We start from the raw sequence: 15607 nt of genomic DNA on the forward strand, positions 1-15607 counted from the left end.
ATGTATGAATAAATCTTAATATATTTTATGTCCGAAACTATAACAGTATATCCGTCAAGTTTGAAGCCTATACAGAGGAATTTAGCCTATTTTATTGAGGAAAATGAACGAATTTTTACCAACTTAAGGCTTTTTCTTTGACACATACCTAAATAAAGCATAAATCTCGCCTATGGAAAATTATAAGAAGTCGAACAAAGTCATTAATGACAAAAGTTTTTATTTTGCCTCATGCCCGAGAGGTTGTGAACAATACCTAGTAAATGAGCTACGTGCCAACGGAATCGAGGCCAAGGCCGGCCGTGGTGGAGCTGCATTTAAGGCCCGCAACAAGGCAACTATTGAATATATTTTCAATGCTAGAATTGCTTCTCGTGTTTTTAAGGAAGTTGGCTTCTTCTATATCCGCAACGAAAAACAAATCTACAAGAGAGCAAGTGAGCTTCCTTGGGAAGATTATATTACTCCAGAGCAAACTTTTAAAATCAATACTCTTTTAGATGGAGAAAGTAAGGAGCTTTTCAGAAGTTCAATTTTCTTATCTCAAACTCTAAAAGACTCTCTTGTTGATTATATGAGAGAGAAATTTAATAAGCGTCCAAATGTTGAGACTAATGAACCAAATGTGAGCTTTCTTCAACGTGTTGAAAAAGTTAAAGAAGGTTGCAAAGTTATCATCTATGCTGACATGGTTGGAACTTCTCTTGATAAACGTGGGTACCGTGAAAGTGGTCACCGCGCACCTCTAAGAGAAAACTTAGCCGCTTCCCTTGTCGCTGAAACAAAATGGGATTGCCAAGGGCCTTTCTACGACCCAATGGCGGGTTCTGGAACGATTCTTATTGAAGCAATCTTCTACTACTTAAAATTATCGCCGGCCTTCTTAAGGCTTAAGCAAAATACAACGCCATATTCATTTACTGGGCAACCATGGTTTCACGATTCAAACCTAGTTGATTGGTACTTTGATAAAGTTCACGAAATTATGAAGGACTCTCAGGAAAGAATTGATTCAATTCCAAGTGATAAGTTCTATTGTAATGATGCCGATGTTGAAAACTTCAAGCTAATGAGAACTCACCTTCTCAACTGCTTTGGCCGTGTTGACTTCGTAAACTTTGGTTGTGAAAACTTCATTGGCTCTCAAGCGCCAGCAGGCTTTGAAAGAGGTATGATGCTATTTAACCCTCCATACGGAGAACGTATTCAGGCCATTGGTGGACTAGAGATTAATGACTTCTACTTTGAGATGGGTGAAACTCTTAAGAATAACTTCAAGGGTTCAACTGCATTCATTCTTACGGCTCATGGGCCACTTAGAAAGAATATTCGTTTGAAAACAAGTAAGAAAACTGAGTTTCTAAATGGTGATATCGAGTGTCGCTTACTTAAGTATGAGTTAATTTAAGTTAATACTTTAGAATATTGATATCCAACATATAGAAGGAAGAGTATTAAAACTCCTCCAATAAGAGTTTTCCTACTTAAAACAGCTCTATTGTTTTTTCTGAAGAGGTAAGTAGAAAATACTGTCGATATCAATACACTTATCGAATAGAGAATAATTATATGTTTCGAACTAAAGAGGCTAAAAAGCAAATTCGTAACGATTACAGTCGTTAGAATAAAAATAATTACTGTATTAATGACTTTTAACATTTTCTCTATCCACAGCTTGATCTACTAATTCCCTTCTTACACCAATGCAATTTTGGAAACCAGTCTCCGAAAAAGCACCAAGAACATGATACATTCGATCAAAGTTATCAAAGTTGCCTTGAAGCTCGCTTGCTTTATCAAGTATCGCTTTATCAAATGCCTTATTACCAACATGAGTTTTATCAATAGAGTAACCCTTTAATGAATTTCTGGATACTTCTTTTATACGTATTTCACCTCTCACAGGAGCACCAATAGCAGATAAAAGAACTTCCCCTGTAGTTTTCGGAACTAAGTCAATCTTAGTTAATGTATCACTGCCTGGTTGACCAACAAATAAAACACGATGAGCAGTAAGATTTCCAATAATAGGTATATCAACGGGTCTTGATGCTTCTATAGCATTAAAGCCTGTTGGATCAATGAAGTTAACAGGATCACCATTCGAGTATCGAACCCCATTTCCGTCGTCTAGATTAATCCCAGAAAACGTCTTAGGGGAAAGGATGCTCATATAATCCAAGTTGGCCCACTCACCTAATTCACTTAAATAAATTCTAGAGTCAGATACATAATAATTTTTTGCTCCTCTTGGCATAACCATACCAGCAAAGCGATAGCGAATATATTGAGCATTTTCTGACTTTTTAACAACTGTTTCTGTTAAGTCCCCATAGGCTGAGTAATCAAAATAAGACAGCATCTCACCTCTGTCATTCATAATTGCTCTTACACTATGTCTCCAGTCAGTTAGGATATGAAAATACTCTTCTTTGTAAGGTCTTCGACGATGACCTGTTTCTTTAACAACAAATGCACCAATTAATCTACCATCATTGTAGATATAGCGAACTAGAGCATCGCCAATAAGATGTGTATCCTTTTCGTAATAATACTCATTCCCAACACCTAAAATATCGCCATAACGGCTATAAGAAATACTCTTTTCATCTATAGAAACAGGTGAGTTTTTATTAAATTTAATTTTTAAGTTGTTATATTCTTTAATACGTCCTAACTCATCTCTTTGAATTGAAGGCTTTAGGGAAGTAATTAGCTTGTTAGCACCATCATAATTATACTTTTCTGATTTACTTGATCCGTCAGAAAACTTTGTTATACGAGAAACGATAAGATTGTCCTCATTATAAGAGTAAGTCTCATAAAAGAAATTATTTTCGATTTTTTCAATTCTAAATTCTGGACCATAGCTCCACTTCAATAAAGTTTTACGATCATCAATCATTAATTCAGTCATCTTTGCACGACCGTCATACTTAATTCCATCGACAAAGGTTAAATAAGTGTCTTTCTTTGCATACTGATCCTTACAAATACTATATTCTTGATTACTCCATGAAATAGGTGAAACGATACGTGACAGCCGTCTCTCAGAGAAACAAGACTGATAAGATTTACTATTATCCATAACAAAGAAACGGTTATTTCCGAGAGCATCATACTTAAAAGACATTTTGAAATTTTGTTCATTATTTGAAATTTCACTTCTTAGTTTAAAATTATGCTTAAACTGAGATTTTACTGAGAATTCAGCTCCCGCTTGGAATGAAGTGAGATTTCCGACAGCATCATATGTATATTCAACATTATTATTAGCACCATTAAACTCGTAAATTCTCATTTCATGGTCTATTTTTTCAATGAAGTTATTATGTTTTGTTTCATACTTAGTTCTATTTGCTTCATAGATTAAAGCACCATCATAGTAAGCGAGAGATGGTTTATCGAATATATCATAACCATATGTAAATTTATCATAAGAGGAAACAAGGCCATTTATTAAATATGATCTCTGAAAAGTACCGTTGTCGTGCTTTAATTTATATTCTTCATTCTTTAAACCTGTCGATACTTCAAATTCTTTTGCAGAAGGAAGTTTTTTTATCGACCTATTTTCAACATAGTTGAAAACTTCATTCTCATTACGTTCAACATTCTCAATATTTAAAACTCTGCCAAGAGAGTCATTTGTGTACTCCCTTAAAGGAAAGACTTGTCTCTTTTTCGTTTCTAAATTGTAGCCATCAAAATAGAACTTCTTCTTCTCTCCGAATTCATCAAATTCGAAAATCCCATTTAACACTAAGTTTTCATGATAAAAGTCGTAGCTTTGAGTCTCATTGCCATATAGGTCAGTTACGACTTTAGACTTCTTAGTTATCAGACTATCAAGATAGTTTTTTTGACGATTGGTACCAATAAATAAATGAGAACTTTCTTGTGCATCATCACTGTAGATAAGTGTTTGCTGTCTAGAGAATAATTGTCCATGTTGCTTTTGGTAGTAGTAAGTAGTTTTATCATCAGTCATAGAGTCAGCTAACTCACTAAAGTCATTATACGAGAATCTCTCCATTTCATATAAACAATCTAAACCACACCCAAGGTCATATGAACGAGTAATATAGCGATCACCGTAGTTATTATATAGATCCTCAATTTTATCTACAGGCTGCTTATTTCGATCCGTTGTAATAGTCGTATATTTTAATAACCCACTTTCAACTGATTTTTTCGTTTCAACTTTAATAGTACCATCAAATACCGACTCAACTTCCCCTAGAGAGTTCCTCTTAGTTACTTCATTCAGTAATACTTTGTCATCACAAAGACTAACCTTCTTAGTGATCATCTCTAAGTTATTTCTTCTAATTGAGTAATTCGTACAAATTTGTGGTGTTGCTAGCCTTAAAGGATCGGCTTCAATCGACTCTACTAAATATACTTTTCCATTTATAGAATTAAATAATTGAGATAACGTAAATTCTTTTATGTCTTCGTTTCTTATTTGTTTTATAACTTTCTTATACTTACGAATACCCCAATCTTTTAATTCTAAATTTTCAAGCTTAGTCTCAACCTTCTCGTAAGTTTTACCTTCCTTACTTGAGCGACCTAAAATGGATAATTCATTGTAGAAGTAAGGCTTATTATTAAATGAAATCGACACTTTATTTACTGTATTATAACTTCCTTCAAAACTGGAAATACCATCACAAGGCTGTTTTAGGCACTGAGAAGAGTAAGCATTATAAGTTTCAAATTTTGGGCCAATATCGATTTGAGCAAACTCTTTAAAAAAGAATTTACTCTTATTTCCATTTGAAACTTTTGTTTTCACAGAACGAAATGATTCAAATCTCTTTCTAAACTTACTCGAAAGTTGACCTTCATATGAGAATAAAAATTCTAGTTTTGAATCAACATTCTTCATCTTTGAAAGTGTAAATCTACCATTTTTACTAGTATAGTCTAAGCTCCAATTAGCCTTATTTCGTAACTTGTAATTTTTTAACAGCTTTAAAGTTGGAACATAATTACATTTCTTATATCCACCATGACCATTATAGATTTCAAAAACCCCATCTCCGTCAATGTCGTAAGCTACAGTTGCTCCATGTCCGGCAGCATAAGGAATCCCATGTTCTCCAAATCTAATATTATTATTTCTAAACTCTTTTTTGAATTTATTTAAATCATTTTGGAGTCTTCTCAATACCTCTTGACGACGAAAGCCTACCTCTCCAGAGATTTGACTATAATTAACAGATACAAACTCATTAATATTATCAAGTTGATTCTTTTCTCTTAACTTGAAATAATCTTCAAGTTTTAACTTATAGTTTAGATCTGAATAGCTATAAAAAGATTCAGCATTTCCGCCATTCCCAACATAGAATTTATTATCTGTAACAAGATCACTAACGCCATCACGATTTACATCGGTAACAATTGTTCCTCTTGAGCATATAAAACCGATCTCTCTTCTTGTGTACTGAACTTCACTATTGCTAAAGTATGATAAGAAAACTTCACCTTTCCTTTGTGAATTACAAAGCAAGTAATCAGTATAACCGTCACTGTTAATATTAACAGGAATAAGACTTGCATCTTCAACTAAACGTCTATCTCCTGGGTACTGATACTTCACTTGTCCAATATCAAAGTAGTCATAATCCTCAAATAATAACTTCTTATCTCCTACCTCATAACCATTCTTTCCAAATATCCCTAAGCTAACATATATACTAGTACGCCAAGCATCCTTTGTTTCAATAGTTATAAAGTCTGTGATTCCATCGTCATTATGTTGCACAGGAAGAATAATTCCGTGATTTATTTCACCTTTAGTGTACTCATCAATAGACTTTACATTAAGAAGCCTAAACAGCTCTTTTCGTGTATAAACCTTTGCCTTTCGTCCTGGAACAATCGCTAGGATATCATTTCCTGTTACTCTTTTGTATTCATACTTCCCATCAAGAAGCTCTGATTCGTCATACACCTGTTTATCTGTGACACAAGAATATCTATTATACACATCATCACTAGAAAATGATTCGTATGTTCCTGTGAAAAAAACATTATCGTAAAAATGCTTATTAACAACGAATCGATCCCAGCCAGCACTTATCAAATAACCTTGGTCATAACGAAAATTAATAGCTTTTTTTATGTCTTGGCGACCACTAATAAAATTTCTCTGACTTTCATCCACATCGTAAGCAACCGTCTTAAGACACTTGCGACTTTGACTTAAGACACCAGCATATACAAATGGAATGCTTCGATATTTTTGGCTGCTAAATAGTTCGCAATCCTCGTAGTTAAAATTTATTTTGACAGTATTGTATGTAATTTCAAGTAAAAGTGATTGATCCCATTTATAGTATATTTCGTGTCCTACATAGAATGATCTTTCATAAATGAGCTTTCCTGTATTCACATCAAATAACTTAATATCACCATTTGGATATGTAAGTTTGTTCCCCTTTAAATTTCTATAATTTAAAACACCTGAATGAGATTCAAGCTTTGCAAAAGTATTGTGAAATAATTCACTTCCATCACTACTATTAAAATATGACGTTTGTCCTTTATCATGAAGAATGTGTGTGTATCCTTCTCTACCCTGCTTCTTTTCTAAATATGGCAAATCAATCGTAAACCCAACTCCATAACCAAGGTTATTTTGAAACCTTGAATTATAATTAAATCCAATATTTTGTCTTATGTACTCAGTTCTTTTTTGAATTGGAATTTGAAAACCAACAATGGCATCACCCGTTGATGAAGCCTGGTCAAAGAGTTGCATTTGATTTTCATTAGAGTTTTCAGTAGATACAAATCCGTAACTATTAAAAGTAATCATTAATATTAAAGTCAGGATCTTAAACATTGGCCTTAATTCCGTTGTATTATTAGCTATTTATCTCTTAGATAAATAATAACTCAATAAAAAACGACCATGGCCAAAGTTGAACATCTTACAATGATGTCAAAAACATAAACAGATGTAATTTCAATAGGTTAAAGTAGAAAAGTGGGCCTATAATAGGCCCATTTCACTTATTAATTAGATCTTAGCTTTCTAAAAATTCAGTTAGATTCATCGCAAGCTTAGGAAGGGCGTATTTAAGAAGAGCATTCTTATTTACGACTTTATCCTTATGCTTTGTCGACTTAGAAAAGAAGTATGTTCCAATATCAGAATCTTTTAAGAATAAGGTATGTCCTTTTCCTGCAAACTTTCTAAGAACGTAATCTGAGTCCAAGAGACAAATATCTCTAATCATAAAATTACGTGCAAGATAAATGATAATTACACTTGCAGAGAGATCACAAAGTGACTTTCTAACCTTCACACCTTTTGGTGAAGTTTGATCACCCCAGTGAACGACAACCTCAATTCTTTTTTCACCAACGTAGAAATCAAAGCCACGTTGAGAAGTCGACTTCTTCTGCATTAGTCCGAAGATACACTTTGCGTACCACTCACCTAACTGCACAGGGAGCTTCTTACCATTGAAGATAATACGTTCATCACGAAGGATGTCATAAACCTTATTAACTGTTTCAATGGCATCAAAAATTCTTTTATTATCTGGTAAGTGAATAATTAGAACTTGCTTAGCATGAGTTCTCTTCATCTTGCGAGAGAATTGCTTTTCATACCATTCTAAAAATTCTTTATCACCTACAAGCTCTAAGGAGTCATAGATAAAACCACGGCTCAGTAAGCCTTCCTCATCAAAGCCTTCAACTTTCTTCTTCATGAAGCTTAAAGGAGCATACTCTCCTTTTTTCTTCATAATATAAACATTGTCTTTGTAGTAGTCTGTACTACCACGAGTCGCCTCATTAAATAGGTCGACACCTTTTTCCATTATTTCCATCTCTCACATACCCTTGTGCTTAATCTTTAATTAAACATTAATCGAAGTTAAATCTTCCTCGAAGTTTAAAACACTATGTGCGAGTCCAATATTTCTAGTTAATTGGTACTGACAGAAAACTTTAAAATCATCGATTTTAGACTGATAATATTTCTTCTCTTCTTCACTTGTTGCTGTCTTTAACTCGTTTTGAGCAATACAAGCGTGTTCAAGAAGTAACCATGAAACAACAAGGTTTCCACAATAGCTTAAGAAATCAGTTGCATGTGCAAGTACCGCACTCTGATTTTTTGCTGCCATGAAAGAACCAAATTTCTTCACAACTTCTTCACTCATTTCCATTGATTTTCCAATCATTGAAACTTCGTGTGGATAAGCCTTCGCTTCTTCTCTATTCATTGTTGCGTGAATCTTCTTACCAACATTAAAGAATGTTTCACCCTTATCCATTAGGATTTTCCTCATGACAAAGTCGATGGCCTGAATTCCATTTGTTCCTTCATAGATTGTCGCAATTTTTGTATCGCGCATAAACTGTTCAATTCCATACTCTGTACAATAACCATAACCACCGTGAACCTGAACACCATCGCTGGCGATATTCACACCCTCATCTGTACAGAACCCTTTACAGATTGGAGTGAATAGAGCGATTTCTTTATCCGCTTCTTCATCACCCTTTTCGGCCTTATCAAATAGATTTGCCGTATAAAGAGACAATGCCCTAAGCCCGCGTCCAGTTGATCTCATTTTAAGAAGCATTCTCTTAACATCTGGCATATTAATAATCTCAGTACCAAATTGAGAGCGCTCTTTTGCATATTGCTCAGTTAATTCAAAACAAAGATTTGACTGTGCTTCACCTTGAAGTCCGCAAAGAAGTCTTGCTTCATTCATCATGATGAACATATTCTTCATTCCATCAAACTCTTTCCCAATGAGTTCACCAACACACTCACCATCTTGCCCAAATGTAAGCTCACAAGTTGCTTGTGCATGGATTCCCATTTTGTGCTCAAGCTTCGTACACTTAACATTATTTGACTCACCAGTTTCAACGTTAAAGCGTGGGACGATAAATAGAGAAAGTCCCTTTGTTCCTTCTGGTGCACCTGGAGTTCTAGCAAGAACGAGGTGAATATTATTTTCGTAAAGATCACTCTCCCCAGAAGAGATGAAGATCTTCACACCATTAATTGCATATTTTCCGTTATCAAGAGGCTTTGCCGTCGTGTTTGCATTTCCAACATCAGATCCCGCACCAGGCTCAGTAAGACACATCGTGCCTCCCCATTCTCCAGTCATCATTTTGGTAACGAAAAGATCTTTTTGCTCTTGAGAGCCAACCTTAAGAATTACATTCATGGCACCTTGAGACAGTCCGTAGTACATCGACCACGCAACATTTGAACCAATTGCCATTGAAGTACATGCAACTTTCATTGCGTGAGGAGCTGGCATTCCACCAACCTCTTCAGGATAACCAAGTGCATACCAACCATTCTCATAGAAGGCCTTATTTGCTTGGTGAAAAACTTCTGGAACAATAACTTTTCCATCAACGTGCTTTACGCCAATCTCATCACTGATCTGACGAGTTGGATAAATTTCATTTTCAACGAATTTATCAAATTGAGTTAGGATATCTTTTAAATCAGCTTCACCATACCCAAGCTCGCTTGCTTCGTCTTGAATTTTGCACGCTTTAAATAGATTGAAATTCACATCCATTAAATCTGTACGATACTTTGCCATATAATAGTCCTTTTTTAATACTAAAACACTTCTATTATAATGGATGTTCAGATTTCATGCACGTGTAGACACAAAATAGCCGGAGTAAATTAGGTTAAATTTAATAAAAAAGCGCAGACATTGCCGCGCTTTTTAGTCAGGTATAAACTTAAATACGTTTTTTATTTATTAGTAAGCAGAAACTCCAACGCTTGTAGCTCTTAGAACAGGTTGTTGCGCAAGTGGTGCATTCATATTGATAAGCATTCTTTTTCCATTAATTGTCACAATCCACTCTACTGAATAAGTTTGAGCAACTTGCTGACAAAACTGAATATATCCACCATAGTAGTTTCTAACCCAATTATAGTCGTTACACATTCCATCTTTATATGGTGCATATCCATTTCCGTAACGTTTAAAAAGTGTACCATTTGCATCTGACTCTTGTACTTTATTAGCTAAGAAGCTTGCCAACTCAGAAATAGTTGATCCAAATGCTCCATCTAAAGAATCATTACTACGTGCAAGTCTTCCATCTCTATATAATCCGCGATAACCACCTATAGTATAATTCAACGAAGAAGAAGATGATGATGAAGTACAGATAGTTCCTAAACTCATTCCAAATATTTCAAAGTCGTCACAATCTCCAGAATTGTTTGATCCAGATAAGTTATCAAAACTAGAGATTGTATAAATTGGATACTCAGTATCGCCAGTGCTTCTATTTGCAAAATTATTATTCACAATTGCTTGAGATAGTTCATCAGCACTACTAAGGCTACTTGGTAGACCTCTTGCTGTATCAACATATTCACTTGCTGAGCCTGCAGGGAAATTTCCATAGTTGAGGTTACCTCCAGCGCCACCTCCACTATCAGATCCACAGCTGACAAGCGAAGCTAGAACAATAACTGAAAGTATTGTGTTCTTAAGGTTAAGTTTCATAGTAATCTCCAATATTCTCTGTGTTTGTGTGTGTTTAAAGTATTTGCCTATATATATACAAGTTGTGTGCCAAGTTTTAAGATGAGATTACAGTCCTTTAGAAAGTCGTGGTGTTTAAAAAGTGAACACGATAGAGTATTTTGTCTAATCTTTGGGTAGTATTAGAATAAGGACTGAACAAGCTTTTAACGGGAAAATATTTATGTCGATCAAAAATATTAGTGAAAAGGCCCTTCTAATCATCTTAGATGGCTTTGGAATCAGTGAAAACACAGAAAAGAACGCGATTCGAGATGCAAAAACTCCAGTTTTGGACGGACTGTTTAAAGATTATCCATATACAACAATCCAAGCAGGTGGGGTTTTAGTTGGCCTACCAAAGGGAGTTGTTGGTAACTCCGAAGTTGGCCATATGAATCTTGGAGCTGGTCGAGCAATTCGCCAGGACCTTGTCCGTATTAATGAGTCAATTAAGAATCATACTTTTGGTGAACTACCTAAACTAAAGGAACTCATCGAAGTTGCAAAGAAGAATAACAATCGCATCCACCTAATGGGACTTTTATCTGATGGTGGGATTCACTCACATATTGAACATACAAAAGAAATCATTAAGTGCCTTAGGAAAGAAGGCATTGAAGTTTTCTTACATGCTTTTATGGATGGACGAGATACACCACCGGCATGTGGAGAGATGTATCTAAAAGAGATCGTAGATTTTGAAGGATCACACTTTGCTTCAATGCAAGGGCGCTCAATTGGAATGGACCGCGATCGTCGTTGGGAAAAAATCAAGAAAGCATACGACATGTTCCTAGGCCATGGTGATGTAACAGACTTATCACCTCTTGATTACCTTAATAGTGAATATGAAGCTGGCCGCACAGATGAGTTCGTGGCACCAGCTCTCTTTAGTAAGAACTATGCTATTAAAGAAGGAGACTGCGTCTTCTTTACTAATTATAGACCAGATCGTGCCATTCAGTTAACAATGGCATTTAACTATCCAGAGTTTACTGAATTTGAAAGGCCATTCTTTCCGGCCATGTTTCTTTGTATGACACCATTCATTCCTGATGAAATGGAGCTTCCAATTTTATTTGATAAAGAGAAACTTCAGGGAACAATGACTGAATACTTAAGTAGCATAGGAAAGAAGCAATTAAAGATTGCTGAAACAGAGAAGTATGCACACGTCACATTCTTCTTTAATGGTGGAGAAAAGAAACCATTTCCAAACGAGGAGCATTTTCTTATTCCTTCTCCTAAAGAAGTTTCGACTTATGATGAAAAGCCACAAATGAGTGCGCCAGAAGTAACAGAGCAATTAATTGCAAAATTAAGTGACTTTGACTTTAGTGTTGTAAACTTTGCGAACTCAGATATGGTTGGTCACACAGGAAAGTATGAAGCGGCAGTTAAGGCCATTGAAACATTGGATGAATGTGTTGGGAAATTAGTCGAGAAGTGCCTTGCGGAAAATATCACAATTGTTATCACAGCCGATCACGGTAATAGTGATCAAATGACACATAAAGATGGAACGCCACATACTGCACACACAGGAGCACCTGTACCATTTTGTGTTGTTAATAGCGCATTAAAAGATAAAGCTTTTACAATTGCACCAGGAGACCATTCACTAATGGATGTTTCTCCAACGTGTCTTTATATTATGGGGATTGATCGTCCAGCGAGTTTTACTGGCCATCATATTTTTGAATAGGAATATTTATGAGCGAAGTTGAAAAAGATGTAAAGTCGATTAAAACAATTGCTGTCCTTTGCAGCGGGGGCGACAGCCCAGGAATGAACTGTGCGATTAGGGCAGTTGTTCGTACTTGTATTGCAAATGATATTGAAATTTACGGAATTCGTCGTGGATTTGCAGGTCTTCTTGAAGGCTCACAACACAAGATGGATGCTGCAAGTGTGGGAAATATTCTGCAAAAAGGTGGAACAATTCTACAAACTTCTCGTTGCCCTGAATTTATGCAACCAGAAATTAGAAGAGAAGCTGCCCACATTCTTAAAAGAAAGAATATTGATGCACTAGTTGTTATCGGTGGAAATGGATCATTTAATGGAGCTTGGGAGCTTCACAAGGAACATGGTGTTCCAGTCGTTGGAATCCCAGGAACAATTGATAATGATATCGAAGGAACAGACTATTCCATCGGTTTTGATACAGCTGTACAAACGGCAATCGAAGCAGTGGATAAGATTCGTGATACGGCCCACTCTCATGATCGTACTTTTATTGTCGAAGTAATGGGACGTAAGTCACCGGCCATTGCTCTACACGTCGGTCTTTGTACTGGTGCTGAAAATATCATCTTCCCTATTCAAGATGAGAGTAATGTTGATGTTGATACAATTGCTGCAGATATTAAACGTGGACTTAAACGTGGAAAAGGATCTTCAATCATTATCGCTGCCGAAGGTGAGACTGAAGGTCTTTCACACTATGTTCACAACAAACTGTTAGAAGATCATAAAATTGATTCTCGTGTTTGTATCCTTGGGCACATCCAGCGTGGAGGTAACCCAACGGGGCGTGACCGCTTTATTGCAACTCAAATGGGACACCTTGCAGTTAAATCGCTACTTGAAGGAAAGACTGCAATTGTAACTGCTGAACAAAATGGTCAAGTTGTTATCGAGGACTTAGAGAAGTGTCTTGGTAAGAAATTTGAAGTGGAAGAAAAATACGTAGACATGGTAAGAACCCTGTCAAAATAAAACGAAGTTTAAAAGTATGACAAATATTTCAAATAAAAAATTATTTATTATTTTCACATTCCTTTTTTCAATTCTCTACTTCTGGGATATTGGAAATATCAGTGCTCCAAGACAAGGAACTGAATCATTATATGTTCAGATCTCACAAGAGATGTATGACACAAATAATATAATGACTCCTCACTACCGCGGAGAAAGACATTGGTCGAAACCACCAGTTCACTTCTGGCTTCCGTTTCCGATTTATGTACTAATGGGAGAATCGTCTCTAACAGGCGCTCGTGCTTCTATGGCATTTTTAACAATCGCCCTGGGAATTTTAGCGGCAGTTTGGTTAAAGAGAAGATTTAGTGTTGAACCACTCTTGTCACTTGCCTTCTTCTTAGGAAGTTATGGTGCAATCAAGTTTGGCCGAACATTTATGATGGAGACATCACTATCGCTTCTTCCATTTATTAGTTCACTCTTTCTTTTTGACTACTTAAAAACAAAAGCAAAGAAATACTTTATCTGGGCAGTTCTCTTTGGAGCAGCAGCTGCGCTAATAAAAGGGCCTGTTACAATTGTCATGAGCTTTCTTGCCATGTCACTTTATCAAGTCTTCTTATTCAAGAAAGAAAAGCGCTTTATCATTAAAGAGTGCTTTTTCTACTTTCTTTCAATTACAGTCCTAAGTTGTCTTTGGTACTACATTAGTTATTTAAACTATGGAGAAGAGTTCTTTAATTACTTCTTTGTAAGAGAAAATGTTGGGAAATTTGATCAAAAGCCAATGCCAATGATTAAGGTATTCCAGGGCCTTATTCTATATGCACTACCATGGCTACTTGTTCTTCCATTTGCTTGGAAAAAAGTTAGAGAGAATTTCAAAGTCCTAAATGATGAAACATATTTCTTCTTTGTCCATTTTCTATGTTTCTTTATCACTTGGTTAATTCCATCACAAAGATCGCATCACTATGCAATCCCATCGATTCCCTTTTTAATGGCGTTTATGCTATTACAAATTGACCTAGAGACCATTAGAGAGAAGGCAAAAGGTATTCTTTTAATCTTCTTACCAATCAACCTACTCTTCTTGGCCGTTGGTTTTCTCCTACTGTATTTTTCGGATGGAGTAACAATCGTTGCTAACTTACTATTTGTTTCTCTTATTATTGTGACAAATATTTTTATTTTCAAAAAGAAAATGCTTATTGCTTTCAATACAATGGGACTTTGTTTAATTTTTCTTTGGTCAGTTGTTGCTTCACAATTCTATATTTTACCAGTTCCACAAGCCGCTCATGGCCTTTTTAAAGATAAGACAGTGGCACTAGTTGATCGTCGTTCTTATTTTCATGAACAAACATTAGAGATGAATGTCGAGCCGATTAAATATAGTCAAATTGCAACTTTCTTAGAAAAGAAGAATGCTGTTGTGATTACTGCTGAATCAAAAACTCCACTTGAATATCGCAAGGATCTTAGAACTCTTGCAAAGTGGCAAAAATGGAAAAGAAGAGTAAAGTGGCCTCATATTAAGGCGGCCCTTAAAGCACGCTCTTATGAACCATTAAAAGAAGAAGTTTACTTACTATCAAAGTAATGTTCTTCAATCTTCTTTATGATCCACTCTGGATCATCAATAGGTAAATCGTGTCCCGCTTGTTCGTGAAGTTCAAGCGTGGCACCAAGCCTTTTTGAAATTTCAACACTACATTTATAATTTGCCAGCTTGTCTTGCTTTCCTGCAAGTAATAAAATATCGGCCTTTATTTTCTTTGGAAGACGATAGTGAGACGCCGCAATTAATTGTCTAACAAAGTTAACTCGATTAAGTGGCCTCTCTTCAAAGTAAGCTGCATAAGCATCAAGTAAGTCATCAGATAACTCTTTCATTTTAACTGTTAATGAAAGGGCCTTTCGTTCACGCTCGCGGTGATCTTTATTAAAAACAAGTTTTGAAAACGTTCTCATGGCCTCAATAGACATACGGTGATAGATCTTTCCAGAATCACTCGTTGAAGTATTTAAAAGAACCGCATGCTCAAAGTCATCGGCGTGGCGCTCACACCAATCGAGGGCCATCATTCCCCCCATTGAAATACCAATAACACTCCATGGGCCCTCATTTTCTTCTTTAAGCTTGAGCCATTCATCTCTCATATCTTCCACATAATCAGAAATTTTTAAAGGAGACTTCTCTTCGTTCTTGCTACCAACACCTAAGTAATCAATGGCAAAGACCTTTTGTGTGCCCTTCATTTTTTCCACATATTCTGGAAATTCATACCAGTGACGACTATCTCTTGCTAAGCCCCTAAGAAGTAACCAATTCATAA

Annotated in this window: 9 protein-coding genes; 4 read left to right on the forward strand and 5 right to left on the reverse strand. The window is 35.8% G+C overall.

From position 1 onward, the window contains the following. Nucleotides 1–172 precede the first annotated feature (172 nt). On the forward strand, nucleotides 173–1408 hold the full coding sequence (locus ABMA72_RS07635; RefSeq protein WP_393056686.1) for a class I SAM-dependent RNA methyltransferase: 1236 nt from the start codon (nucleotides 173–175) through the stop codon (nucleotides 1406–1408). 234 nt (nucleotides 1409–1642) lie between these two features. On the opposite strand, the gene ABMA72_RS07640 is transcribed toward ABMA72_RS07635, so the two are convergent. The 4 genes from ABMA72_RS07640 to ABMA72_RS07655 all read right to left on the reverse strand — a co-directional run bounded on the left by ABMA72_RS07640 (nucleotide 1643) and on the right by ABMA72_RS07655 (nucleotide 10541). Beyond that, nucleotides 1643–6859, reverse strand: coding sequence for a hypothetical protein (locus ABMA72_RS07640; protein ID WP_393056688.1), 5217 nt, complete (start codon nucleotides 6857–6859; stop codon nucleotides 1643–1645). 184 nt (nucleotides 6860–7043) lie between these two features. Continuing rightward, complete coding sequence (locus ABMA72_RS07645) at nucleotides 7044–7856, reverse strand: hypothetical protein (RefSeq protein ID WP_392857635.1); 813 nt, start codon at nucleotides 7854–7856, stop codon at nucleotides 7044–7046. A gap of 30 nt (nucleotides 7857–7886) precedes the next feature. Continuing rightward, complete coding sequence (locus ABMA72_RS07650) at nucleotides 7887–9611, reverse strand: acyl-CoA dehydrogenase (RefSeq protein WP_393056690.1); 1725 nt, start codon at nucleotides 9609–9611, stop codon at nucleotides 7887–7889. A 168-nt stretch (nucleotides 9612–9779) separates the two neighbouring features. After that, nucleotides 9780–10541: a hypothetical protein gene (locus ABMA72_RS07655; RefSeq protein ID WP_393056692.1), complete on the reverse strand. Its 762-nt coding sequence runs from the start codon at nucleotides 10539–10541 to the stop codon at nucleotides 9780–9782. Nucleotides 10542–10743: 202 nt separating this feature from the next. Between ABMA72_RS07655 and gpmI the strand changes: the two genes are divergently transcribed. From gpmI to ABMA72_RS07670, 3 genes are read left to right on the forward strand one after another with little or no spacing between them, the layout of a single operon-like run. Then, nucleotides 10744–12267, forward strand: coding sequence for a 2,3-bisphosphoglycerate-independent phosphoglycerate mutase (gene gpmI / locus ABMA72_RS07660; protein WP_393056694.1), 1524 nt, complete (start codon nucleotides 10744–10746; stop codon nucleotides 12265–12267). A gap of 38 nt (nucleotides 12268–12305) precedes the next feature. After that, on the forward strand, nucleotides 12306–13283 hold the full coding sequence (gene pfkA, locus ABMA72_RS07665) for a 6-phosphofructokinase (protein WP_392858016.1): 978 nt from the start codon (nucleotides 12306–12308) through the stop codon (nucleotides 13281–13283). A gap of 16 nt (nucleotides 13284–13299) precedes the next feature. Next, entirely contained in the window at nucleotides 13300–14871 is a 1572-nt protein-coding gene (locus ABMA72_RS07670) for an ArnT family glycosyltransferase (RefSeq protein WP_393056696.1), read from the forward strand. Here the strand turns inward: ABMA72_RS07670 and ABMA72_RS07675 are convergent. Next, on the reverse strand, nucleotides 14853–15605 hold the full coding sequence (locus ABMA72_RS07675; RefSeq protein ID WP_393056698.1) for an alpha/beta fold hydrolase: 753 nt from the start codon (nucleotides 15603–15605) through the stop codon (nucleotides 14853–14855). The two genes, ABMA72_RS07670 and ABMA72_RS07675, sit on opposite strands and share 19 nt — an antisense overlap. Nucleotides 15606–15607 lie beyond the last annotated feature (2 nt).

Source organism: Halobacteriovorax sp. CON-3 (assembly GCF_043196995.1).
GTDB lineage: Bacteria > Bdellovibrionota > Bacteriovoracia > Bacteriovoracales > Bacteriovoracaceae > Halobacteriovorax_A.